Source organism: Acinetobacter sp. MF4640, assembly GCF_002018895.1.
In the GTDB taxonomy this organism is placed as follows: Bacteria; Pseudomonadota; Gammaproteobacteria; order Pseudomonadales; family Moraxellaceae; genus Acinetobacter; species Acinetobacter johnsonii.
Window position 1 is genome coordinate 1 of record NZ_MVOM01000015.1, and the last position, 25,392, is coordinate 25,392.

Consider the following 25,392-nt stretch of genomic DNA (forward strand, 5'->3'; position numbering starts at 1 on the left):
CTGGTGATTCATACGATAATGCTCTGGCTGAAACGGTGAATGGCTTATACAAAACAGAGGTGATTGAATATTTAAAAGCAGATTGGCAAGGTTTAGCAGATGTACAACTTGCGACACTAAACTGGGTAGATTGGTTCAATAAAAAGCGTGTACACAGTGCACTGGGTTATGTATCGCCTTTTGAGTTTGAAGCAATGTACTATGATAAGATTAACCCGTTAGGTCAGGTGGCCTAACTTAAATAAAAAAGTCTCCGACAAACCCGGTACGGTTCACACAGTTAAACTCAAGTAGTGCTTTGTCTTTTGATCAAGCGGTTGCCGAAAAGGCCAAAGAAGCTGAAGAAGAGAAAGACGACGCTTAATTTTTGAGTCCGTATGTTCATTACTATGGGCATACGGATTGATGTTTTAAGCGGTTTTCTTTCTATTCGTAATAAAGGCATAGAAAAATAAACTTAAAACGGTTGTCAGTGCACAGAATAAATAGGTGAAACTATAACCTTGCTTAGAAATGAGTAGACCCAACAATACAGAGCCAAGAGCAATACCTAAGTCATACATGGTAAAGAACGTGGAGGTCGCATGGCCAATCCGATGCTTTTCAGCACCTTGAATGGCTAAAGTTTGTAGACAAGGCTGTGCAGAACCAAAGCCCATGCCAACGCATACTGCCGCAACCAATAAACCCGTCAAAGATTGAATCTGACTGAGAATTACAAGTCCTAAGCTAAATAATATAATCGCTGGGTAAATCACATAACTTGCCCCACGACGGTCATAAACTTTGCCTGTAATCGGACGTAGGCTCATCATGGAAATCGCAAAGACGATAAAAAACAAGCTCGCGTAGTTCAGCAGATGTTTAGACTCTGCATAAGTTGAAATGAACGACATGATACTGGCATAGGAAAAAGAAATGATCATGCCCATAATTGAAATATTCAAGGCTTTAGTTTCAACAAAGTCATGGATACTGAGCTTGCGCTTCACGGGTGGTGTCAATTTTTTGGTGGTCTGCTGAAGTGGGATAAAGAAACAAAACAAGAAACCGAGACAGACACTAAACGCTAAAATCCCTGCGATCATTGGATAGGATGCAGACTGGATCAGGGTTAAACCGAGGAATGGCCCAAGTACAATCCCTAGATTAATGGACATGACAAAATAGCCCATGCCTTCGCCTTTACGTTTTTCTGGAATAAACTCATTGACGATAGGTACGGCAACTGTGGTGACGATGCTGAACCAAATGCCATGTAGAAAACGAATCAGTAACAGCAGTTGTAAATTATCGGCAAACAAATAAGCCAAGGAAAACAAACAAAATAGAGCTTCCGCGATAAAAAGCGTTTTCTTATTGCCAAATTTTTCAATAATGATTCCGCTAAAAGGGCGAACTGCGATAGACGATGCCATGAACAAAGTCATGGCTAAGCCTGCTTGTGCAAGGCTTCCACCCAAATCATTCAAAATATAGATTGGGAGGATTGAGGTCTGCGCAAAGTAAAAGATGAACAAAAACAGATTGTTCACTAAGCAAAGAATAAAAGACTTATTCCATAGCGACGATGTATTAAGAGCAGACATGCAGAACCTTTGGTTCGAAGAAGAGGCCACAGGGCGTGAGCTGTTGCTATTATTTTATGCAGAAGCTAGGTCACGGCTGTGAAATTAGAATAACCAAATTATAAGATAATGCACGTGAAAAGTATAATTATAGTAATAAATGCTGGTATTTAAGCGAGTTGAACTGAAAAATATTAAGTTAATTTATCAAAATAAGAGGATAGTTGCAAAAAATCAGTCCGCAGACTGATTTTTTGAGCCGTAAATATGAATACTAGGCTTATAGACCTGCTTCATAGGCTGTGCTTGAAAGGAGTTGTTCTACATCTGCGATATTGTCTGGTTTGATTTTATAAATCCAACCTTTGCCGTAGGGGTCATCATTGACGAAGTCAGGATCATCTTCCAGATTGGCATTGATTTCTACCACGGTGCCAGAAACTGGTGCATGAATATCAGAAGCTGTTTTTACAGATTCAACCACACCCGCTTGTTCGCCTGCAGTGATTTGTTGACCAACTTCTGGTGTTTCAACGTAGACTAAATCGCCTAAGGCATCCTGTGCATGGTCTGAAATACCAGTTACAACAAGATCACCTTCAATACGCACCCATTCATGTGTACTTGCATACTTCAATTCTGAAGGATGATTCATGAATAACTCCTTAAAATACAAAAATCATTTTTCGCATGATTTATACATGCTTTTTTATCAAAACAAAAGATCTATAAATACGGATCTTTACGCCAATTACTCGGGCTGCGGCCACTCCAACGCTTAAATGCTCGGCTGAAATTTGCCACATCACTATATCCCAGTTCATCTGCGATTTGCTCTAAGCTATAGTCTGTACGTGACAAAAGTGACGTGGCATGACGGTAACGCACTTCATCCACAATGGTTGAAAAAGACGTGCTTTCAGCAGCCAGTTGGCGCTTCAGTGTTCGATCAGACATGTGTAAGAGGTCAGCGACATGCTCGATGCTTAAATAGTGTTGTTCTGAGCGCGTCAAAATGTCACGTACACGCATCGATAATCTTCGGCGTTCGCCCATGGCTGAGAGCTCAGCTTCACACTGATTAATGGCTATTTGGCTTGCAAGTGGGTCAGCATTGACCATTTTAAAGCCGAGATAATGCTTATCAAAACTCAAAAGTAAATGTGGTTGATCAAAGCGAACACTATGGTTAGGTAGCTTTGCACGATAGCGATCAAAGCCTTCGGGTTCTGGAAAATCGAAATCAATTTCCCCAGCCAGATTTTCAATACCAGTGAGCGCCTTACTCATCGAAACAATGCCAAAAATAATACTGATCGCAATATCGGTACGCAACGGTTCTATATCGACATCACAGCGTAATTGTAAAGTCGCTTTTTCGCCAAAGGTGGAAAAGAAAAGCTGCAAAAAAGGCATGCGCAGTTGAATAAAGCGGTTAGCAAGTACCAAGGCTTCGCCAATATCATGAGTTGTCATAATGGCATAGCCAATGAAGCCATGAATTGAAATACGCATTTGCGTGCCTAGATGGTAGCCAAGCGTGGGCTCACCAGTGAGACGGCTGGCCAACTTCACAAGTTCATTGGCAGTATGAACAGGTATGCGAAAGTCCGGCTCTGCGAGTTGTTCGCTCGTGAGTTGAAAAGGGGAAAATAGCGTCTCTGCGTTATAGCCCCAACGAGACACAACATCTAACAACAATAAGCCATAAACACCACGAATTCCTTGATCTTGGCGAAGTGAAACTGTTTTCATGCGCGATCCATTGCATTTTTCTTTCTTTTCTGACTGAAGTTATATTGGCATGAATATTTCAAATTCATGGAGCATATTGTTGGACAATATGTTCCGAGCCTATATCAATTCAGTATCCTTTACATTTTTGATTTAGTGGAACGATATTATAAATATCATAAATTTCTGAGCAAAAATATAAGACTCTCGATAAAAATCAAGGCTCAGCAAATGATGCTAAAAGTTAAGTAAAATCTTTTCAAAATCAGCACGCTAAAATCATTGATGATAATGATCTAAGCGTGCTGAGGACGGAAAGTAAAATTAGGCTTCTTTCTTTTTAATTGGATGTTGTTCCGTTAAAAATCCACCTGTTTGACGCTGCCAAAGGTGCGCATAGATACCATTTTTTTGAATCAGTTCTTCATGTGTCCCTTGTTCTGCAATACGACCTTCATCAAGCACAATCAAACGATCCATTTGAGCAATGGTTGAAAGACGGTGCGCAATCGCAATCACCGTTTTATCTTGCATTAAGTCATCAAGGCTAGATTGAATTGCAGCTTCAACTTCTGAGTCTAGGGCACTGGTGGCTTCATCTAAAATTAAGATTGGTGCATCTTTCAAGAACACACGAGCAATGGCGATACGCTGGCGTTGGCCACCTGAAAGTTTCACTCCACGCTCACCAACATAGGCTTCATAACCTGATTTACCACGTAAGTCATTCAGCTGAGGAATAAACTCTTCGGCTTTGGCTTTACGTACAGCAGCATACATTTCTTCATCACTCGCATTGGGACGGCCATATTTGATATTTTCTGCAACACTACGGTGTAGCAGGGAGGTGTCTTGAGTCACTAAGGCAATATTACGACGTAAACTGTCTTGAGTGACATCTTCGATATTCTGCCCATCAATTAAAATTTCACCCTGTTTCAATTGATAAAAATGTAGCAATAGTTGAATCAGTGTTGATTTCCCTGCACCAGAGCGACCCACGATCCCAATTTTTTCACCAGCTCGGATGCGTAGGTTTAAATTGTCTATGACATTTTTACTGTTATACGCAAAAGTGACGTCTTTAAATTCGATCATGCCTTGTTTAACTTCAAGGTCTTTGGCATTAGGTTTGTCTTGAATCGTGATCGAACGACCTAAAGTTTTCATGCCATCTTGAATGGTACCGACACTTTCAAAAAGTGCTGAGGTTTGCCACATGATAAATTCAGCGATACTGCTCAGTTTTAAAATCATAGCCGTTGCAGCAGCAATAACACCAAGTTCAACTCGCCCATTCATCCATAACCAAACTGCAGTACCCAATACACCCGCATAAAGCACTATGTTTAAAAACAGGATGCTGATTTCATATTTAGCGCCTAAACGCATTTGTTTATAGACGGTGACCATGAACTCTTGCATCGAGGCTTTGGCATATAAGCTTTCTCGTCCTGCATGGGCAAAAAGCTTTACTGTTTGAATATTGGTATAGGCATCGGTAACACGGCCAGTCATTACAGCTCGGGCATCAGCCTGTTCATTTGAAACTTTGCTCAAACGTGGAATGAAGTAATACGCTGCGCAGATAAACAACGCTAACCAGACCAGTAACGGTAATATTAGGAGCGGAGAAATAGCGGCAAGCACCAGATTGACCGTGACAAAATAAATCAGCACATAAGCCAACATGTCACCCAAAATAACCCAAAACTCACGTATTGCCAGTGCGGTTTGCATGACTTTTGCGGAGAGGCGTCCTGCAAAGTCATTGTGAAAAAAGTCGAGACTTTGCTTCAGTAGTAAATTATGAAAGCGCCAGCGCAGACGCATAGGAAAATTACTAAATAATATTTGGTGTTTAATAATCGACTGTAAACTGGCAAATAAAATATTGGCCAATAAAATACAGAATAGAAGGGCTAAGTTTGAACCATGTTCCGATAAAAATGTTTCTGGCTGGCTTTTACTGAGCCAATTCACTAAGTCACCAATTTTGGCGTAGAACAAAGCTTCAAAGCTGGCAGCCCCAGCCGTGAATAAAACCAAGATCAACAAATAGCCACGCACACCTTTAGCGGCCTGCCATACAAACGGAAAGAACGTGGTCGGTAAAGGTTGGTTTAAACCTTCGTCTGGATAGGGATCAACACGTTTTTCAAACCATTTGAACATGAATAAAACCTTCAAAAAAATAAGTCATTTATGAGTTAATGACTCGTTTTATAAATAAGCAGAATTTGAAAATTTTAGCATGAAAATACCTCAGTCGTCTGTGTAAATTGCCAGAGACTAAACGTTGTTGTAGCAGTATTGATAGCAAGAAATGTAGATGAATAGATATAAAAGTCTGATTAGAAAGTCTTACAAAGTGAAAAGGAGTGGCTAATTTAATGAAGAGAAAAGGTTGATATTGTGATATATTTCATGTAAATAATCAAGTATTTAATTTACATAATACACAACGTAAATAACACAGTTGTTGAAAAACTAATGTTATGTATTTTCAGAATCTGTATTCTAAAACTAGTAATTTAGACCGTATGTTGAAATGATTATTCTGTATTTTTAAGACCTTGGTATGCCAAAACTAGGGTAGTTTTAGCATACCAAAGTGAAAAAATTACGGGTTTGACAGTGCGATTTGCATGTCATATCCCGATGGTGCTTGGTAAATTTTGAGACCAAATTCGGGAAGAATGGCAATTAAATGATCGAAAATATCCGACTGAATCGCTTCATAGTCTTTCCATGCAATTTGATTGCTAAATGCATAAATTTCCAGTGGCAAGCCTTTTTCAGTCGGTTGTAGCTGACGTACGATTAAAGATTGGTGTTTTGAAATGTTCGGATGCTGATTAAGGTACAGCTCAACATACGCACGGAAGGTCCCGATATTGGTTAAACGTCGCTGATTACAAGGAGATGTATTGCTCAGTTTTTGATTAAACTCAACCAGCTCTGTGCTTTTGTGATCCAAATATTGGTCTAATAATAAAAACTCTTTAAGTTTGCTTTGCTCTGCTTCAGACATAAAGTGAACGCTACTTTGGTCAATATAAAGTGAGCGTTTGATACGACGTACGCCTGCCTGTGACATACCCCGCCAGTTTTTAAAAGTATCTGTGACCAATTTGTTGGTTGGGATCGTGGTAAAGGTTTTATCAAAGTTCTGTACAGTGATGGTATGTAATGACATATCAATGACATCACCGTCTGCATTCAGAGATGGCATTTCAATCCAATCTCCAATGCGAACCATGTCGTAGGATGAAATCTGAACAGAAGCCACCAAAGACAAAATGGTATTTTGGAAGACCAACATCAGCACTGCCGCCATAGCACCGAAGCCCGCCAGCAAGGTGAAGACATCTTTTTTCAGGAAAGTCCCTAAGATCATCAAGCCACAAACGATGAAAATAATGAGTTTGATCAGCTGTAGATAGCCTTTGATAGGCTTATTTCTAGACTTTGGATTACGTTGATAAACCAAATTGAATATATTCAGTAATTCACCAATCGCCAGCGCAATGGTTAAGAAAATAAAGGCCTGTGCCGCCATTTGGACAAAGGTGACCATTTTCGCAGATAGGTGAGGAACGGTAACGATACCATTCATAATGACGATTGCTGGGACAATGTTCGCAATTCGACGAATCACGCTATGCTGCGACATGATGTCGTGATTGGCAAATTTTAGCTTAGTGATGAGATGCCGAATGCCGCGAACGACAACATGCTTGGCAATAATATACGCCAGTATAGCCACTAGAATGAGTATGCAGAACCCTGTCAGCATTTCGATCCAAGGATACTGATCCGACCAATCTTTTAAACTCTGTATAAAATGAAAATTATCCAAAATGCGATCTTCTTTTGATTAAAACACTGTAAATAGTGTAATCAGCTATGCGAATTAAGCAAATTGTGTCACTAAGTTTATACATGTTATCAACGACTTGTTTATTTACTCTCGTAGATTCGGTTTTTAAATCGATATTTGAATGTCATGAAGTATAAATTGTTGATGGTCGGGATGTGTCAGGTCAGTGGAATGGTAAATTAGTTTTATAATGAACTAGGAAAAAAGAAGCTTCCAATATGGAAGCTTCTGATGGTTCAAATTACCACATGAGATCATCAGGGATCACGTACGCAGCGTATGGATCTTCCTCATCGGTGACTGCTTCATTTTTCTCTGAAGTATTTACGATAATAAAGCCTTCAAGTTTGGCATTAATACGATCAGCTAAAGCTTTAGGTAAGAAGGCATAACTTTCATGATCACGTGCAATCACGAGGCTACCAGCAACCAAGGCATTATAAATTTGTTGATTGATATATTGTTTTTTGATTTTGCCATCGTCAATAAACTGATAGGCCACGTCACCATCGGTATCACGGATTTTATGCTGCGTGATCATTTGAATGATCGTCGCTTTGAGCTCTTTTTCTTGCAATATCGCTTTCTTCTCAAGTTCGATGGCTTGATCTTTGGCCTGTTTTTGCTGTTTGTCTTGTGCAATTTTTGCCTTGATCTCAGCTTCACTGCTTTGACCTGTTCTTTGCTCATGCACTGCTTGTTTAGAAAGTTTTTTGGCCTTTTTGTTGTCAACTAAACCGGCTTTGAGTAACTGAGCCTGTAATGCATTTTTTACCATAGCGAATTCCACAACTGCGTTTAAAAACGACGATAACGAAAGTAAATGATCCAATATACAACACTAAGGATCAAGCTTAATGCTGTTGGAACTAAAAAAGAATTGAGTTTTAAATAGGGATACATCCAACTTGCACAGAGTCCGCCGATCAAAAAGCCACTTAAAATCAAAAGATGTAAAACTACGCGCCGACGTTCAACCACGAGTCCGCGCACACGATAACCAAGCGCTAAGCCGAGGTCGGTAAGAACACCCGATAAATGTGTGGTGCGGATGATAGTGCCTTTATAATGGCTCACCATGGCATTTTGCACACCCATTGCGACGCAGGCCCAGAGTAAAGCATAGCGCGGAAAATAAGGCAGAAAGAACCAACATAGGAAAATAAAAAAAGCCACTAACGTGAGTGGTACGCCATAGCGGCGTCCCAATCGAAAGTGACTATTTCCCAGAATTACACCGCTATAAAATGAACCGATGACATAGCAGACAGTTACTAATAGCAAATATAAAATGCTTTCGGGTTGCCAATGTACAAGCGACATCGCCAAAACACTTACATTACCAGTCATATGGGAAACAGACTGGTGTAAAACAGTCACCAGTCCTAAGACATTAATCATTCCTGCATTGACTGCAAGAAAGAATGCCCCCAGTTGAATCCAAAGTGGTAAGTGTTGAAATGGCATAACTTCAAAAAAGAAATAATATACTGATTCTACAATATATTATTTTGAAGCGCGGTCAACTGCTGCAGTAAATAATACGTCAGTTGATGAGTTCAATGCAGTTTCAGTAGAGTCTTGTAGTACGCTAATCACCATACCAATTGCAACCACTTGCATTGAAATATCAGATGAAATACCAAATAGGCCACACGCTACAGGAATCAAGAGTAGAGAACCACCCGCAACACCAGAAGCACCACAAGCTGAAACTGTTGCAAGCACAGATAAAATCATCATGGTGGTAAAGTCAACATTAAGACCTAGCGTATTGACTGCTGCCAGTGTAAGCACAGTAATAGTCACTGAGGCGCCGGCCATGTTAATGGTCGCACCCAGTGGAATGGCAACGCTCGCTGTAGATTCAGCCACACCCAAACGTTTTGCAAGATCTAAGTTCACAGGAATGTTCGCAGCAGAACTACGCGTGAAGAAAGCAGTGATACCACTTTCACGTAAACATTGAAATACCAATGGATATGGATTGCTACGTGTTACCACTGCAACCATAAGCGGGTTGATGACTAAGGCAACGAAAGCCATTGTGCCAAGTAAGACAGCCAATAAATGTGCATAGCTTGCTAATGTGCTTAAACCTGTTTCTGCAAAGGTTACCGCCACCAGACCGAAAATACCGATAGGCGCAAAGTTAATCACCAAACGAATCACGCTATTTACTGCGTGTGCAGTATCATTAAGCAAGTCTTTGGTCGAGTCTTTGGCATGACGGAATGCAGCACCCAAGGCCACAGCCCACGCTAAAATACCAATGAAGTTTGCTTCACTAATGGCAGTTACAGGGTTAGCAATAAAGCTCAGCAGTAGGTTCTTAAAGATTTCAATCAAGCTACTTGGTGGTTGTAAGTCAGTATTTGCAGGTAAGTTTAAGAACAAAGTACTTGGGAAAATGACGCTGACCACAACTGCTGAAAAAGCTGCCAGTAACATACCCACAGCATACATAATGATGATGGGACGCAGATTCGCACTATGACCTACTTTAAAATTTGCAATAGAAGCAAGAACCAAGACAAATACAAGTACAGGCGCGACAGATTTTAACGCTTTAATAAATAAGTCGCCTAGCAGGCTCAAATAAGGTGCAACGCCTGGGAAAACAAGGGCTACACCAATACCCAAAATAATGGCAATAATAATTCGAGTAACTAGACTCATTCGCGCTAAAACAGAAAACATAGAGGCGCCTTGTTGAAATTACGAGGACAAAATACGGATTTTAAGTGCGCCATTTTATACCTAATTTGCTAACTGACTGAAAAATATTTAGATATAAAAATTAAGTTATTGTAATTCCAGTTTTTATTATTCATTTTAATTCATAAAAATGACATATTTAATGGATTTTTATCATAAATGCCTGCTTGATATTTCTCACTATATTGAAAAAGTGCAAGCAGACATTCGGTCTCTTATGAAGTTTTAAGCAGTTGAGGTGAAAGGGTCTGAATGGCTTGATAGTGAGTTAAAAAGACATTCCCACTCAAATGTTTCAATAGTTTTGAGCTTTGCAGTCGATCCATCACAGGACCTTTAACTTCGGACAAATGCAGTTGAATGTTTTGCTTGGCCAATTCTAGATTAATATCTTCCAGCATTTCTAAAGCACTCAAGTCGATACTGCTCACACTGGAGCAATTAATCACCACATGGGCTAACTCAGGTTGTTGGCTCACGGCATTGATCAGCTCGCCTTTCAATATATTGGCATTTAAGAAGGTTAGGCTTTCATCTATACGCATCGACAGTACTTGTGCCGTCGTCTGAACTTGATGGCGTTCAACATTGCGAAAATGTTGAGTCCCCTCGACCAAGCCAATCACAGCAATATGTGGCCGGCTAATCCGCCAAAGCAACAAAATAAAGGTTGAGATCATGCCAATGATCAGGCCAGTTGAAATATCGATACAGACCACACCAAAAAAGGTAATCCACATCGCGATACCATCTGCTTTGGAATATTTCCATGCTTCGATGAAGGGTTTAAAGTCCACAAGTTTCCATATGGAGACGATAATCGTTGCAGCCAAAATAGCTAAAGGAAGGTCCTGAAAGAAACCTGTAAAGTATAAGCTCACTACAATAATCAACAGCGAAGAGAGGACACCAGCCATAGGGGTCTGAGCGCCTGCATCTGCATTAACGACAGTACGAGAAAGGCTGCCTGTTACAGGAAAGGCCGAACTGAAACCTGCACTGATATTGGCTAACCCCAAAGCGATAAGTTCTTGGTTGCTGTTGAGTTGGCTTCGGTTTTGTAAAGCAGTGGCTTGAGCAATGGAAAGTGATTCAACAAAACTGATCATCGCGATCATGGTTGCACCTGGCAAAAGTTGCAGAACTAAAGTCCAGTTCCAATACGGCATATCGAGTGGAGGCATACCAGATGGAATGATTCCGACGGTTTTAATTCCAAGCGTTTGCAGTTGGAAAAAATAGACCAAGGCAATCGAGGCAACCACTAAAAATAAAGGAATGGTACGCGAAAGTAATACGGTCGATCCGAACCAACCTTTTAAGGTATTAGTATTCAGCAGCTTTGGTACATAAATTAAAAATGCGATTGCACACAGTCCAAACAGCAGCGTACCTATGTGGGTTAAACTGGTGTATTGCCAAACACTTACCACAAACTCGGGGATATTATTGGCTTTTAAAGGCAGATCGACAATAAACTTCAACTGACCCAACGCAATCAGCAAAGCAGATGCAATAATGAAACTTTGGATGACGGGGTGGCTAATCAGTTGGATGAGGAAACCAAAGCGAAATAAACCCAACAGCAGGGAAATGATACCGACCATTAGGGCTAATAAACATGCCGCTTGTATATAAACAGGTGAACCAACTTCAAACATCGAGTTCAAAGTCGCAAAGGTTATCATCGAAATGATGGCAACAGGGCCAATAGAAAGCGTCGGGCTGCCGCCAACGATGGCATAAATAATCATTGGGATAATGCTGGCATATAGCCCAGTGATTGGCGGTAAGCCTGCCAACATGGCATAGGCCATGCCTTGAGGAACCAACATGGCAATGACGATAAAAGATGCAAGTAAATCTGACTTAAACGTAGGCGTGTCATAGTTCTTGAGCCATTGCCATGCGGGTAGATAATGGCTTAGACGACGATTCCAATCAGACATAAAAAAATCTAAATCACAAATTTAGATATATTATGCATAAAAAATGCTAAGAAGTCTTAGCATTCGTTTTCAGAGCACAGAAAATATAGCAGTGATTTGGTTTAGAGACGTGGTTTTGGGCAGTACAAGCTATACAAAGTATTTAAAACTTCAATCATGCGTTCATCTTTAATGGAGTAATAAATTTGCTTACCATCACGGCGCGTATTTACCACATCACTTTTACGTAGCATCATTAATTGTTGCGAAAGAGTCGGCTGTTTGATGTCGGTAATTTCTTCAATTTGAGAAACATTAAGTTCTTGTTGCGACAAATGACACAAAATTAATAAACGATCAGTATTGGCTAGAGATTTTAAAATACTCACAACAACTTCAGCAGAGTCGCGCATAGACGTTATTTCAAGTCCTGTGTTCATTTAAAACCTACTCATAAAACAAAACAACTGTGCGCTTAGTATAAAACCAAGCCGTTAATAATGCTGTCTTTTCAAGTCCAATATGCATGGCTTTTAGTGAAATAAAATATTAGCTAAATTTATATATACTTAATATTTACATCAAAATTAGTTATTCGAAATGTTACTTAAGTTCTCGATATTTATATAATTTAAGTCGATTTTTTAAATCAAAAACTCATTCTTTATGATGATTTATAATAAGCTTTGAATATTTTATCATATAGAGGGCATTAAAATCATAATTACAGAGCTTTTTAAAAAATTCATTATAAATTTAAAAAATACAAACATTTATTAAAAGGCATAATTATTGCTAGATAATATTTTTGACCAAAAAGTAAATTTTGAGATGAATGTACAAATTTTTCCATCCCATATAGAAGATGCTGATTATGTGGTTTTGTCATCAGGTTTAGGTGGACATGCGCAGTTTTGGCAGCCACAAATTCAAGACCTACAAACCAAATTTCATGTCCTAACTTACGATCAAGAAGGTTGCCATGAAAACAGTACATTATTAAAACCAGATTATTGTATACGCGATTTGGGGCAGCAGCTTTTGCTGATTTTAAAGCAACAACATATTCAACGCTTTCATTTTATCGGTCATGCACTAGGCGGTTTTATTGGTGCGGAGTTAGCCTACTTGTGTCAATCGACCGAGTATCAGATGTTGTCAATCACGATTTTAAATGGTTGGGACACGTTAGATGCGCATACCTATAAATGCTTTGAAACCCGAATTAACCTTTTAACATGCACTGGCACTGAGGCTTATGTCAAAGCACAGGCTTTGTTTTTATATCCACCAGCTTGGATTTCAGCAAATATAGAAAGTATTCAAAAACAAGAACAGTTGCAAATTCAAAACTTTCCACCGTATGAAAATGTATTGCGACGGCTAAGTGCTTTAATGGACTTTGAACTGAGCGAGGAGATACGAGCCACTTTACAGAATATACCGATGCATTTGATTGCAAACCAAGATGATTTCCTTGTGCCTTACCAACGCTCACAAAACCTAAAACAGTTGTTTCCGCATGCACAGTTGACTCTTTTAAAGCAGGGCGCTCATGCAGCGACTGTAACCGAAACAGTACTGATGAATAAGGAAATGTTGGGCTTTTTAACCGTACAGGAAAGTTCAGTTTAGATTATCGATTGTTTAATTTGGCTTTATAAAGTGAAGGTGTATAGGTTTTAAAATCTATACACCTTTTTTATTTAGGCTAAAAATATAAAAACTCTAGTTTGGATCATTTACCGCACAATCATTGATCACGCCTCACAGAGATAGTGCATAAAATAATAAATAATTTTACTTTTTGGTAAAAAATAAAATTAAGTAAAATTATTTAATATGTTGAAAAATAATAATAAATAATAGTTGGCATGGCTTGTGCAAATATATTTTTACCAAACTAAAGGTTAAAAGTCTTGCTGTATTTAGCCTTTGATGTTCTGCAAATAATGAAATAAGTGTAGAGGATGAACGAGATGAAAATAGGTGTATTTTGCCCGATTGGAAATAATGGCTGGCTGCTTTCTGAAACCGCGCCACAGTACATGCCTTCATTTGAACTAAATAAAAAAATTGTTCAACGTGCTGAGTATTATGGTTTTGACTTTGCTTTGTCGATGATCAAACTGCGTGGCTTTGGCGGGAAAACAGAGTTTTGGGATCATAACCTAGAAACATTTACCTTGATGGCTGGGCTCGCTGCGGTGACCAGTAAAATCCAAATCTATGCAACAGCAGCGACGTTGGTGATGCCGCCTGCAATTGTGGCACGTATGGCATCAACGATTGATTCCATTTCAAATGGTCGTTTTGGTTTAAATGTCGTGACAGGCTGGCAAGCACCCGAATATACGCAAATGGGGATGTGGCCAGGAGATGAGTATTTTGCACAGCGCTATGAATATCTTTCCGAATATGTGGAAATTTTGCGTGAACTCTGGGCGACAGGTCGTTCAGATTTTAAAGGAGAGCATTTTACTATGCAGGACTGCCGTGTGAGCCCACGTCCACAAGCAGATATGAAAATTATTTGTGCGGGCCAGTCTGATACAGGGCTTGAGTTTTCTGCCAAATATGCCGATTACAACTTTGTTTTCGGTAAAGGGCTGAATACACCGACAGCTTATGCAGAAATCAATGAGCGCTTAAAACAGCAAACCGATAAAACAGGGCGTGATGTACAAACTTATGTGTTGTTTATGGTGATTGCTGCAGAAACTGATGAAGAGGCGCATGCGAAATGGCAAACATATAATGCTGGTGCGGATATGGAGGCGATTAATTGGCTAATGAACCAAGGGGGTAAAGATACCAAATCTGGAACAGATACTAATATTCGCCAAATGGCATCTTCGGTTTCGCCTGTGAATATCAATATGGGGACTTTAGTCGGTTCTTTTGAACATGTTGCACAAATGTTGGATGAAATTGGTGAAATTCAGGGGACTGAAGGTATTTTGCTTACCTTTGATGATTTTGTACAAGGGGTCGAAGACTTTGGTCAGCGCATACAACCCTTAATGAAATGCCGTGAACATATCGTGATTGAAGAGGACGCATCCCAAGCTGTTTTGGAGAAAAGTGCATGAATGAGCCGATTGTCTGTACAGAATTTACTAAACAGTGCCTGCACGCAAGAACTTTGAAAGCCGAACCTGAACATATTGCATTGGCACCTGAGCACACGGCATTGATCGTGATTGATATGCAAAATGCCTATACCTCAGAAGGTGGCTATTTGGACTTGGCTGGGTTTGATGTATCTAAAACCAGACCTGTGGTTGAAAATATTCAAAAGTCCATTCTTGCTGCACATGCAGCGGGTATTCAGGTCATTTACTTTAAAAATGGTTGGGATAACCAATACCGTGAAGCAGGAGGGACTGACTCACCGAATTTTCATAAGTCAAATGCTTTAAAAACCATGCGAAAAAATCCTGAGCTACAAGGAAAGCTATTGGCAAAAGGTGGTTGGGACTTTGAGTTGATTGATGCACTCAAGCCTGAACCACAAGACTTAGTCATAGAAAAGCCTCGCTATAGTGGATTCTTTAATACTGCGCTGGACAGTATGTTGCGGGTGCGAGGAATCCGAAATTTAGTCTTTGTTGGTATTGCGACCAATGTCTGTGTTGAGTCAACTCTCAGGGATGGTTTTTTCTTGGAGTATTTTGGGGTCGCTCTTAAGGATGCGTGCTATCAAGCTGGGCCTATCGAGGTGCAAGAAGCTAGTCTTTATAACATCAAAACCTTTTTTGGTTGGGTGTCTGATACACAAAGTTTTGTGAACACCTTTCAAACTTCAAGCAGTCAAACACTGGCAAAAACAGCATAAGTCATACATACGAAAAATAGAGGAAACATCATGCCTAAAGAAATTATTGTGCCTGAAGGCACAGCGAAACCACTTGCACCATTTGTACCTGCAACTAAGGCTGACAATATCGTTTATGTATCAGGCACCTTGGCCTTTGATGAACACAACAACGTTGTTCACGTTGGTGATGCAGCAGCACAGACTCGACATATTTTAGAAACCATTAAACGAGTCCTTGCAACCGCAGGTGGCACAATGGATGACGTCACTTTTAATCATGTTTTTGTGAAAGATTGGGCCGATTATGGCGCGATTAATACTGTATATGCCGAGTATTTTCCAAACGATAAACCTGCACGCTATTGCGTACAGACTGGACTGGTCAAGCCAGAGGCTTTGGTTGAAATAGCTTCGGTTGCACATGTAGCTTAAGTGGAATAATCAAATTTTAATGCCCTGATATACGATTTTTTAGGGCATGGAGAATACGATGAATGCAAAACTGATGAATCAAGATCAAGTTGAAACCATGCAGAATCATAAAGCACCAGAGGCAATGTTGGATCAACATACGTTTCGTCAAGGTATGGCGAATCTAGGGGCTGCGGTCAATGTGATTACAACAGATGGGGGTGCGGGTCAGGCAGGCTTTACTGCATCGGCAGTATGTAGTGTGACCGATACACCGCCGACGTTGTTGGTGTGTTTAAACCGCTCAGCCTCTGTGTTTGAGACATTTAAAACCAATCAAGTGTTATGTGTAAACACGTTGTCGAGTCAGCAACAACATTTATCTAATCTGTTTGGGGGTAAAACGCCAATGCCTGAGCGTTTTGCTCAGGGCACATGGTCCACACTTTTGACCAATGCACCTGTATTGGAGGATGCATTGGTGAGTTTTGATTGTGAAGTAGTACAGACTATGTCTGTAGGCAGTCACGATGTGCTGTTTTGCCAAGTCAAAGCCATGAAGCAAAGTTATGGACTAAATGCGCTGATGTATTTTAACCGTGGTTACTGTGAGCCATTATCAATGTGCTAATTCAAAAATTCCTACTTTTACAAGGAGGGGAAACCCATGCAAACAAAAGAATCGTGGTTTCCAAAATTTAAGCCTTATCAAGGCGATTTAGATACAACGCCTGTGCAAACAGATGAATACTTACCCGCAGGAAAAAGCATTATTTTGGGGTTGCAACATGCTTTTGCCATGTTCGGCGCAACCGTACTTGCCCCCTTGCTGATGGGCTTTGATCCGAATCTAACGATCTTCATTACAGGCATTGGTACGATACTCTTCTTCCTCATGACCGGTGGACGTATGCCAAGCTATTTGGGGTCCAGCTTTGCCTTCATTGGAGCAGTGGTTGCAGTTACGGGTTATACAGGTGTTGGAGCAAACCCAAATCTTTCTTTAGCACTGGGTGGAACCATTGCGTGTGGAGTGTTGTACGCGTTAATTGGCTTAATTGTGATACGCACTGGTACGGCATGGATTGAAAAGTTGATGCCACCTATTGTGACAGGTGCCATCGTGATGATTATTGGTCTACACCTTGCACCAGTTGCTATCAAAAGTGTGTCAGCCAATCAGTTTGACTCTTGGATGGCGTTAATCACGATTATTTGTATTAGTGTCATTGCGGTATTTACCAAAGGTATGGTGCGCCGTTTACTGCTACTTTTAGGCTTAGTTGCATCCTATTTTATTTACTTCTTACTCACCAATGTCATGGGTTTTGGCACTGCAATTGACTTTGCAAAAGTTGGTCAAGCAGCATGGTTTGGTTTGCCAACTTTCCACAGCCCAACCTTTGATATAAACGCCATGATGTTGATTGCACCCGTTGCGATTATTTTGGTGGCTGAAAACTTAGGACATTTCAAAGCTGTGTCGGCGATGACGGGGAAAAATTTGTCTCCTTATATGGGACGCGGTTTCTTTGCAGATGGGGTATGTACCACACTGTCTGCTTCAGTTGGTGGCACAGGGATGACCACCTATGCTGAAAACATTGGGGTGATGGCAGTCACTAAAGTTTATTCAACCACAATCTTTGTTTTTGCAGGTGTATTTGCGATCTTACTGGGGCTTTCTCCTAAGTTTGGCGCAGTGATTAGCACAATTCCCATTGCACTCTTGGGTGGTGCATCCATTGTCGTTTTTGGTTTGATTACCGTTGCTGGCGCAAAAATTTGGGTCGATAACAAAATTGATTTCACCAAGAACAGTACTTTAATGATTGGGGCCGTGTGTCTGATTATGGGAACTGGTAATTACAGCTTACAAATAGGGAGTTTTGACCTAGGTGGTATTGGCACCGCAACACTAGCAGCCATTCTTCTTAATCTTTTCTTGAACCGAGGCAGTGAAAAAGAGCAAGTCGTAGAAAAATCAGAAGATCAAATCAATAGCACTATTGCTCACAGTTAGGAGTACGTTTTGAGTCTGAATATTGCATTTATAGGACTTGGGGCAATGGGCTGGCATATGGCCTCCCATTTGCCAAAACTGGGTTATCCTGTTTGGGTGTGGAATCGCACAGTGGAAAAAGCGTCTTCACATGCGCAAACCTTCGGTACTTTGCAGGTTGAACTTCAACAAGCGATGCAAGCCGATATTATATTTTCATGCTTACCGACCAGTGCAGACGTTGAAGCTTTAATTGCGTTACATCCACCCAAATCAGGAAGTTTATGGGTGGATTGTACCAGTGGAGTGCCTGAGTCTGCGCAGCGAATTTCCACTGATTTGGCAGCACGTGGAGTAACTTACTTAGATGCACCTGTTTCGGGTCAAACCATTGGTGCTGAACGCGGTACTTTGACGGTTATGGTGGGTGGTAATATCGCTGGATTTGAAAGGGCAAAACCTATTATTCAGGCATTTGCAGGGCTGATTGAATACGTTGGGGAAAGTGGTGCAGGCTTTGCGGTTAAGGCGGTGAACAATACGCTCATGGCAACGCATTTATGGGCACTGTCTGAAGGTTTGTCCATATTGAAGTATCAAGGCGTTGACTTAGCTGGCGCATTGAGTTGTATCAATCACTCCAGTGGTAAAAGTACCATGTCTGAAACGGTGATGGCGCAAAAAGTTTTGAGCCGCACTTTTCAAAAAACATTTGCTTTAAACCTGTTGCAAAAAGACATTGGTATTGCGATGGATCTGGCCAAAGAAGGACAGATGAAAACACCTATTTTTCAAATGACACAAGAACTGTTCTTAAAAACAGATCGAGAACAGGCTGTACAAGTAGATTTTAGCGCGGCCGTTACACAGTTAGAAAAGTGGAATAGTGTAAGGCTCGTTTAAGCTGGTCGCGTGGTAGAAAAGCATGGGAAAACTCATGCTTTTCTGTTTAAGTGATTTATTTATCAAATAAAAACATAAGCCCGACCAAATGTCAGTTTGCATTTAAAAATCAGGGTATGATAATGAGTGGATCATTAAAAACAACATAGGAAACATTGGTATGAGTACTGACTCAGCTTTTCCAACGCCTAATAATTTAGGGATAGCGGTTTATAGTAATAATGCAGAAGCGATTGGTAACACACCATTGGTTCGTATTAACCGAATTATACAAAGTCCAGCCACCGTTTTAGCCAAAGTTGAAAGCCGTAACCCTGCATTTTCAATAAAATGTCGTATTGGGGCTGCGCTGATTGCGGATGCGGAAGCACGCGGTGTGCTGAAAGCCGGAATGCACATTGTCGAACCAACCAGTGGCAATACAGGTATTGCTTTGGCATTCGTTGCTGCTGCAAAAGGTTATGCGTTAACTCTAACTATGCCATCAAGCATGAGTATCGAACGTCGTAAAGTGATGAAAGCTTTGGGCGCGAACTTGGTTCTCACCGACCCTGCAAAAGGGATGCGCGGTGCGGTAGAAGAAGCACAGCGTTTGTTGGATGAAAATCCAGACACTTATTTTTTACCACAACAGTTTGAAAACCCAGCAAACCCAGCTATTCATGAATCAACGACTGGCCCAGAAATTTGGGAAGCAACAGGCGGTAAAGTTGATATTTTAGTTGCAGGTGTTGGGACGGGTGGTACGATTTCAGGGATTTCAAGTTATTTTGAAAAAGTAAAAAAACAAGCCCTGTACTCAGTTGCGGTAGAACCTGCTGAATCGCCGATTATTGGTCAAACCAAACGTGGTGAAACTTTGACGCCTGGACCACATAAGATTCAGGGCATTGGCGCTAACTTTATTCCTAAAAACTTAGACCTCGACTTGGTCGATGAAGTGATGCCAATTGATGCTGCAACAGCAATTGATTGGGCGCGAAAAACAGCAAGTCAAGAGGGTATTTTGGTAGGTATTTCAAGTGGTGCCGCGATGGCAGCAGCAGCTGAACTTGCAGCACGCCCTGAAAATGCAGGTAAAACTATTGTGGTGATTTTACCTGACGGTGGTGAACGTTATTTATCTTCAGTTTTGTTTGAAGATATTTCCGTAGACTAATTTTCTGGATGAAAAAAAGCTAAACATAAAATGTTTAGCTTTTTTTATGCCGTTTAGAAACTTAAAGTGCTGCGTGTGAAATTTTATCAGGTGTCATGAGGGCTTGGTTGACATACAGTTTAATCAGACGCTCGCGAGAACCGATTGATTTTTGATAATGCGTTGAATTGAGTAACAATGACGCACCATAGGTCACTGTCCATACATAAGATAAATAGTCACGAATGGACATTGCGCTGTCTAAAGACTTTAAGTAGTCAGAGGTCATGTCTTTAATTTCGATAATACGTTGTTCACGTATTTGGTAGAGCTTCTCAAAAAGTTCTTTGAGTTTACGTTCGTTATTGGTTAAACGTTCTTCAATAACGTGCAGTAAAATCGTACGGTTCGAGTTCAACATATTATAAAGCATGTATTCGGAAACATACGTTTTAATATCGTTGTTATGCTTTTGAGAAATTTCTAGCAGGCGAGTTTCATTCAAGATAATCAGCTCTAAATAAAGTTGATTTTTACTTTTGAAATGCTTGTAGATCGTACCCTTCGCAATATCGAGTTCCGTTGCTAATTCGCTTAAGGTGATGTCTTGATTATTGTCTAATAATAAAGTCTCAGCCATGGCTAAAATTTTCTCTTTGCGTAATAGAAAATTTTGTTGGCGTACTGAAGTCATTGGCTTATTCCAGTGTATTCCATGAGAACTATAGAGAGGCTATTGAACTTGGTTGAAAATGAAAATTCAACTAAGGTCTTGGATATTACTACAATCGTTTTAAAAATATCCACTTGTTCAACAATAGAAATAAATACAGGTGCATTTTCGCATTTCGTTGTCAATAAATTTGATCTCTAGAGATCAAATTTGGGCCATTGCATTCCTTTTTCGTGATTTTTACACTATTGTCAGTATAGCCACTGTGTTCTTAGAGACAAGAACCTTTAGTGCTAAAGCCTCAAATGCAGTGCGGGTTGATAAATGGATCATCTGTCGTATGGATCGATGTCTTATTCACGTGTGTTTATTTTAATGTCTTTATAGATGACTCGCTTTGAGACGGTAGCACTATGAAAAACATTAAAATAAGATCTGAAACGATTAACCCCTTTGTAATATGAAAAAATAGATAGGGAATGTTTTTAAGTCTCTTAATTGGGCTAAAAGCAAATAAACTGCAAAAAAGGATGAAATAGAAAATGATTGTTATTGTAGACGGTGTACGTACAGCAATGGGTGGTTTTCAAGGTTCACTGTCAAGCTGTACCGCACCTGAACTTGGTGCGGTGACAATTAGAGAAGTGTTAAACCGTTCTGGCTTACAGCCGACCGATGTGGATGAAGTGGTCTTTGGTTGTGTACTTCCAGCAGGTTTAAAACAAGGCCCTGCACGTCAAGCAATGCGTATGGCGGGTCTACCTGACTCAACGGGTGCAACAACCATCAATAAAATTTGTGGCTCTGGTATGAAAGCCGTCATGCAAGCGGCTGATGCGATTAAAGCGGGTTCAGCTGAGATTGTGGTGGCCGGTGGTATGGAGTCGATGTCAAATGCGCCGTACTTACTTGAAAAAGCACGCGCGGGCTACCGTATGGGACATGGTAAAACCACCGATCACATGTTCCAAGAAGGTTTAGAGGATGCTGAAACAAGTTTGTCGATGGGTATACTTGCTCAAGAAATGGCAGATAAAAAAGGCTATACCCGTGAGCAGCAAGATCAATATGCCATTGGTTCTTTAAATAAAGCCGTTGCTGCGATTCAAGGTGGTTTCTTTAAGGATGAAATCGTGCCTGTGACGGTAAGTAGCCGTAAAGGCGATGTTGTGGTTGATCAAGATGAACAACCGCTCAATGCCAAAGTAGATAAAATTCCAACTTTACGTCCGGCATTTAAAAAAGACGGCACGATTACTGCGGCAAATTCGAGCTCTATTTCGGATGGTGCTTCGGCACTGGTTGTAACTTCATCCGAAGTTGCTGACGCACGTGGTCTCAAGCCATTGGCAAAAGTTGTGGCTTATGCAAGTAATTCTCAGCATCCATCTGAGTTCACCATTGCTCCTGTAGGTGCCATTGAGAAAGTTTTAGCCAAAGCAGGCTGGTCTGCGAGTGATGTTGACCTGTGGGAAGTCAATGAAGCATTTGCGATGGTCACAATGCTTGCAATTGATAGTTTTCATTTAGACCCTGCTAAAGTCAATGTGAATGGTGGCGCTTGTGCACTTGGTCATCCATTGGGTTCGTCTGGTTCACGTATTATCGTGACTTTACTGCATGCTTTGAAACGTACTGGTGGGAAAAAGGGTGTAGCTGCTTTATGTATTGGTGGTGGTGAGGCGACTGCTATTGCCGTCGAGCTGCTGGACTAAAACTGTAATATTCTTAGCTATGCCTGTTAAGAAAATACTTTAAATAGCTATAATTCGGCATGGTTGATTTCATCAAAGGTTCGATTGATTCGGGCCTTTTTTGTTATGTAAAATACATGCAGATCATGCGACATAAATTTTCAGGGAAAGCATCGATTGTTCAGTACAGCTAAAGGTATAATTAATGTACTTTTATTGCTGAAACGTCTGATATTAGACCTAGATGCTTATAAAAGTAAGTTTTGAGCATTGGATCATCGCTATAATGGGTAGATGATGGATCGTCTACCATCACATGCATATAAGGAACATTTTTTTCGTGTTTGAACTGGACTGTAAATTACTCAGTATCTTTTTTTACGTTTATAAGTTTAAAAGTGTGTCACTGGCGGCTGATCATCTAGAAATGAGTCAACCGACGGTGAGTAACATTCTGAATAAAATTCGCCAACATTATAATGATCCGCTATTTTTGCGGATTGGCAATGAAATGGTGCCAACTGAGCTGTCGAAACAGCTATTTCCATTGGTCAGTGAGGCTTTAAACAAGGTTGAAATTATCAATAACTTCACGATTGATTTCGACCAAGCCACTTCGCAGCAACAGTTTAGTTTGGCCATGACCGATGTTTCACATTTGGTGTTGTTGCCGAAAATTTCGCAATACTTAAAGAAACATGCGCCGCATATTCGTTTGAATATCCGTCCAATCACCTCTGAAACCAGTTATCAAATGGCAAATGGTGAGATTGATTTGGCGCTGGGTTTTTTACCACAATTGGAAAATGGCTTTTATCAACAGCAACTATTCGAGCAGTATTATGTGGTGATTGCCGCCAAAGATCATCCGCGTTTGACAGGTGACAGTATCAGCACAGCGCAATACTTGGCTGAGTCACATATCGATATTGATGCAGGCATGGGACATTACCATATTGAAAACGAACTGCTTAATTTAGAACTAAAACGTGACATTTTAATGCGTTTACCGAGCTATTTAGGGGTAGGTTTGGTGGTACAAGAAACCGATGCAATTGCGACAGTGCCGTATTATTTGAGTGAAGTGCTGCTTTCACGTGGCAATTTAAAGATCTTCAATGCGCCAATTGCCTTCCCAAGTTATGGGGTGAAACAGTATTGGCATATGTCTTATCATCACAAAACCAGTCACCAGTGGCTGCGTCACATGTTCCATGAAATTTTAATGAAGTAATTCTTAAAATTTGATGCTTTTTAGTGCGCATAGCGAAAATATGCGTGCTTGAAATCTAAAGTGCCCATTTATTGCTCATAAATAGTATTACGAAGTTTAAAAATCGTAATACTAAATTGGCACAGCCTTTGCATCGTCTAATCTGAAAGAGTGATCTAGGGTTCCGATACATATCTATTTTATGTATGTCTGCGACCGAGAGTTCACGGTTCGAAAGAGCTACACGGAGGGATAAAAGCCCGGGAGGTAAACAGTTACGATTTAGGCAGAGGCGCATGAGCACAATAACTTATCACGACGATAACGCACTATGGACTGAACTTTTACCGGGTGGGCACCACTGGTCTGGGCGTATTCAACGCGGCACTGTTTTACAGTTTAAGGCCTTGGGAGCACAAGCTAACGTTTCTCTTTTCTGTGTCAACAGCGAAGATAAGCACGAACGTTTTAATATGCCAGATAGCCTAAAGGCACAACATACGGCATTTCTAAGTACAGGGCATGTGTTGTATTCAGACTTAGGTCGGGTCATGGCTTCAATCATTCAAGACGATCATGGTTGGAATGATGCTTTGTGTGGTCCGAGTCGCACAGAACAAATTCAAAAACAATTCGGCACTCAAACTTTCCAAGATGCACGAAATGAGATGTATCGAAGTGGACGCGACAGCCTATTACTTGAAATGACCAAGTATTCATTAGGTCAAGCCGACCTGTCAGCTACGGTCAACCTATTCTCTAAAGTTCGCCCTGATGATGCAGGCAACTTATCTTATATCGATGTCGATAATACCCATCAAACTATTGAATTGCGTTTTGAGATGGACTGTCTGGTGTTTTTATCTGCTGCGCCACATGGTTTAAGCCAAGCAGCAAAGTATCAGCCTGCCGATATTCAAATGCGCTTATTCAAAGCCTCCGCTTTAGCAGTACACGATGTCTGTCGTGACTCATGCCCACAAAACCAACGCGGTTTTCAAAACAACGCGCGTTATTACGCATTCGATGCTGTTTAAGCCCAAGGAGAATACGCATGACCAGTTTACAAGCATTTGATCAAGCTTTTTTAAATGAAGTTTGTCCAGCGGGCGAAGCATGGATGGGTGAAGTCAAGAAGGGACAGTATTTCCGGATTATTGACCTCGAAGGCAACCAAGCAGTCGATACTTTATTTATTTCTGCGAGCAACCCCGAAGAGCGTTATAGCGCAACTGATACTTTAGCCATTAATCAGCAAATTTATCTAGAAAAAGGCACAGCTCTATATACCAACTATGGCAACAAAATCGCCACGATCCATGATGATAACTGTGGTCGCCATGACACCTTAGGCGGTGCTTGTTCATGTGAAAGTAACACCGTACGCTATGCACACGACACATTTCCGATGCACAGTTGCCGTAATAACTTTATGACAGCTTTAGCTTTGCACCCTATCGCAAAAAAGCATGGACTAAATGTCCGTCATATTGGGCCTAATATTAACTTCTTTATGAATGTACCCGTGAGTAGTGATGGGCATCTCAAGTTTGACGATGGAATATCGGCGCCGGGTAAATATGTTGAAATTCAAGCAGAGATGGATCTCATCGTGCTGATTTCTAACTGCCCACAACTGAACAACCCCTGTAATGCCTACAACCCGACTAAAATTCAACTGATTGTACGTGACGGCAAGGAGTAATC

24 protein-coding genes and 1 riboswitch are annotated in these 25,392 nt (G+C 40.6%); of the genes, 13 read left to right on the forward strand and 11 right to left on the reverse strand.

The window, feature by feature from the left end; genetic code table 11:
* On the forward strand, positions 1 to 236 hold a 236-nt coding region (locus tag MF4640_RS06880), incomplete at its 5' end, for an integrase core domain-containing protein (protein ID WP_002122586.1).
* A 174-nt stretch (positions 237 to 410) separates the two neighbouring features.
* Here MF4640_RS06880 and MF4640_RS06885 read toward each other — a convergent pair.
* The 10 genes from MF4640_RS06885 to MF4640_RS06935 all read right to left on the reverse strand — a co-directional run bounded on the left by MF4640_RS06885 (position 411) and on the right by MF4640_RS06935 (position 12,271).
* A complete protein-coding gene (locus MF4640_RS06885) occupies positions 411 to 1,589 on the reverse strand; it encodes an MFS transporter (protein ID WP_078389081.1) in 1,179 nt (392 codons plus the stop codon).
* Positions 1,590 to 1,848: 259 nt separating this feature from the next.
* On the reverse strand, positions 1,849 to 2,223 hold the full coding sequence (gcvH, locus tag MF4640_RS06890) for a glycine cleavage system protein GcvH (RefSeq protein WP_004693240.1): 375 nt from the start codon (positions 2,221 to 2,223) through the stop codon (positions 1,849 to 1,851).
* 71 nt (positions 2,224 to 2,294) lie between these two features.
* Entirely contained in the window at positions 2,295 to 3,323 is a 1,029-nt protein-coding gene (locus MF4640_RS06895; RefSeq protein WP_078389082.1) for an AraC family transcriptional regulator, read from the reverse strand.
* A gap of 303 nt (positions 3,324 to 3,626) precedes the next feature.
* Positions 3,627 to 5,477 carry an ABC transporter ATP-binding protein gene (locus MF4640_RS06900; protein ID WP_078389083.1) on the reverse strand — a complete coding sequence of 617 codons (1,851 nt, stop codon included), beginning with the start codon at positions 5,475 to 5,477 and terminating at the stop codon, positions 3,627 to 3,629.
* Between the two features lie 448 nt (positions 5,478 to 5,925).
* Positions 5,926 to 7,164, reverse strand: a complete 1,239-nt coding sequence (locus MF4640_RS06910; protein ID WP_078389085.1) for a mechanosensitive ion channel family protein — start codon at positions 7,162 to 7,164, stop codon at positions 5,926 to 5,928.
* Positions 7,165 to 7,426: 262 nt separating this feature from the next.
* Positions 7,427 to 7,963 carry a DUF2058 domain-containing protein gene (locus tag MF4640_RS06915; RefSeq protein WP_005399509.1) on the reverse strand — a complete coding sequence of 179 codons (537 nt, stop codon included), beginning with the start codon at positions 7,961 to 7,963 and terminating at the stop codon, positions 7,427 to 7,429.
* 20 nt (positions 7,964 to 7,983) lie between these two features.
* Positions 7,984 to 8,652 (reverse strand): YoaK family protein, encoded by a 669-nt coding sequence (locus MF4640_RS06920; protein ID WP_004693233.1) that lies wholly within the window; start codon positions 8,650 to 8,652, stop codon positions 7,984 to 7,986.
* Positions 8,653 to 8,691: 39 nt separating this feature from the next.
* The gene (gene sstT, locus MF4640_RS06925) at positions 8,692 to 9,885 is read right to left on the reverse strand and encodes a serine/threonine transporter SstT (protein WP_078389086.1); all 1,194 of its coding nucleotides are present in this window, start codon (positions 9,883 to 9,885) and stop codon (positions 8,692 to 8,694) included.
* A gap of 233 nt (positions 9,886 to 10,118) precedes the next feature.
* A complete protein-coding gene (locus MF4640_RS06930; RefSeq protein ID WP_078389087.1) occupies positions 10,119 to 11,852 on the reverse strand; it encodes a SulP family inorganic anion transporter in 1,734 nt (577 codons plus the stop codon).
* Positions 11,853 to 11,953: 101 nt separating this feature from the next.
* Positions 11,954 to 12,271, reverse strand: a complete 318-nt coding sequence (locus MF4640_RS06935; RefSeq protein ID WP_004693230.1) for an ArsR/SmtB family transcription factor — start codon at positions 12,269 to 12,271, stop codon at positions 11,954 to 11,956.
* Positions 12,272 to 12,662: 391 nt separating this feature from the next.
* On the opposite strand from MF4640_RS06935, the gene rutD reads away from it, so the two are divergent.
* The 8 genes from rutD to cysK all read left to right on the forward strand — a co-directional run bounded on the left by rutD (position 12,663) and on the right by cysK (position 20,126).
* Complete coding sequence (gene rutD / locus MF4640_RS06940) at positions 12,663 to 13,466, forward strand: pyrimidine utilization protein D (RefSeq protein WP_078389112.1); 804 nt, start codon at positions 12,663 to 12,665, stop codon at positions 13,464 to 13,466.
* A gap of 344 nt (positions 13,467 to 13,810) precedes the next feature.
* Positions 13,811 to 14,923 (forward strand): pyrimidine utilization protein A, encoded by a 1,113-nt coding sequence (gene rutA / locus MF4640_RS06945; protein WP_078389088.1) that lies wholly within the window; start codon positions 13,811 to 13,813, stop codon positions 14,921 to 14,923.
* Positions 14,920 to 15,669 carry a pyrimidine utilization protein B gene (rutB, locus tag MF4640_RS06950; RefSeq protein WP_078389089.1) on the forward strand — a complete coding sequence of 250 codons (750 nt, stop codon included), beginning with the start codon at positions 14,920 to 14,922 and terminating at the stop codon, positions 15,667 to 15,669. Before rutA ends, rutB begins: the two co-directional genes overlap by 4 nt.
* Before the next feature lie 30 nt (positions 15,670 to 15,699).
* Positions 15,700 to 16,083, forward strand: a complete 384-nt coding sequence (gene rutC, locus MF4640_RS06955) for a pyrimidine utilization protein C (RefSeq protein ID WP_078389090.1) — start codon at positions 15,700 to 15,702, stop codon at positions 16,081 to 16,083.
* Positions 16,084 to 16,156: 73 nt separating this feature from the next.
* Entirely contained in the window at positions 16,157 to 16,693 is a 537-nt protein-coding gene (gene rutF / locus MF4640_RS06960) for an NADH-dependent FMN reductase RutF (RefSeq protein ID WP_227518630.1), read from the forward strand.
* 36 nt (positions 16,694 to 16,729) lie between these two features.
* Positions 16,730 to 18,085 carry a pyrimidine utilization transport protein G gene (rutG, locus tag MF4640_RS06965; protein WP_078389092.1) on the forward strand — a complete coding sequence of 452 codons (1,356 nt, stop codon included), beginning with the start codon at positions 16,730 to 16,732 and terminating at the stop codon, positions 18,083 to 18,085.
* Between the two features lie 45 nt (positions 18,086 to 18,130).
* Entirely contained in the window at positions 18,131 to 18,967 is an 837-nt protein-coding gene (locus tag MF4640_RS06970) for an NAD(P)-dependent oxidoreductase (RefSeq protein WP_413772692.1), read from the forward strand.
* Positions 18,968 to 19,127: 160 nt separating this feature from the next.
* Positions 19,128 to 20,126 (forward strand): cysteine synthase A, encoded by a 999-nt coding sequence (gene cysK, locus MF4640_RS06975; protein ID WP_078389093.1) that lies wholly within the window; start codon positions 19,128 to 19,130, stop codon positions 20,124 to 20,126.
* A 61-nt stretch (positions 20,127 to 20,187) separates the two neighbouring features.
* Here the strand turns inward: cysK and MF4640_RS06980 are convergent, their stop codons facing one another.
* Positions 20,188 to 20,799, reverse strand: coding sequence for a TetR/AcrR family transcriptional regulator (locus MF4640_RS06980; RefSeq protein ID WP_004693224.1), 612 nt, complete (start codon positions 20,797 to 20,799; stop codon positions 20,188 to 20,190).
* Between the two features lie 521 nt (positions 20,800 to 21,320).
* On the opposite strand from MF4640_RS06980, the gene MF4640_RS06985 reads away from it, so the two are divergent.
* The 4 genes from MF4640_RS06985 (at position 21,321) to MF4640_RS07000 (ending at position 25,390) form a co-directional block, all read left to right on the forward strand.
* A complete protein-coding gene (locus MF4640_RS06985) occupies positions 21,321 to 22,493 on the forward strand; it encodes a thiolase family protein (RefSeq protein ID WP_005399498.1) in 1,173 nt (390 codons plus the stop codon).
* Between the two features lie 319 nt (positions 22,494 to 22,812).
* Positions 22,813 to 23,706 (forward strand): LysR substrate-binding domain-containing protein, encoded by an 894-nt coding sequence (locus MF4640_RS06990; RefSeq protein ID WP_005399497.1) that lies wholly within the window; start codon positions 22,813 to 22,815, stop codon positions 23,704 to 23,706.
* Positions 23,707 to 23,850: 144 nt separating this feature from the next.
* Positions 23,851 to 23,954: riboswitch (guanidine-I (ykkC/yxkD leader) on the forward strand.
* A 27-nt stretch (positions 23,955 to 23,981) separates the two neighbouring features.
* A complete protein-coding gene (locus MF4640_RS06995; protein WP_005399496.1) occupies positions 23,982 to 24,722 on the forward strand; it encodes an urea amidolyase associated protein UAAP1 in 741 nt (246 codons plus the stop codon).
* A gap of 17 nt (positions 24,723 to 24,739) precedes the next feature.
* Positions 24,740 to 25,390 carry an urea amidolyase associated protein UAAP2 gene (locus MF4640_RS07000; protein WP_005399495.1) on the forward strand — a complete coding sequence of 217 codons (651 nt, stop codon included), beginning with the start codon at positions 24,740 to 24,742 and terminating at the stop codon, positions 25,388 to 25,390.
* Positions 25,391 to 25,392: the final 2 nt, after the last annotated feature.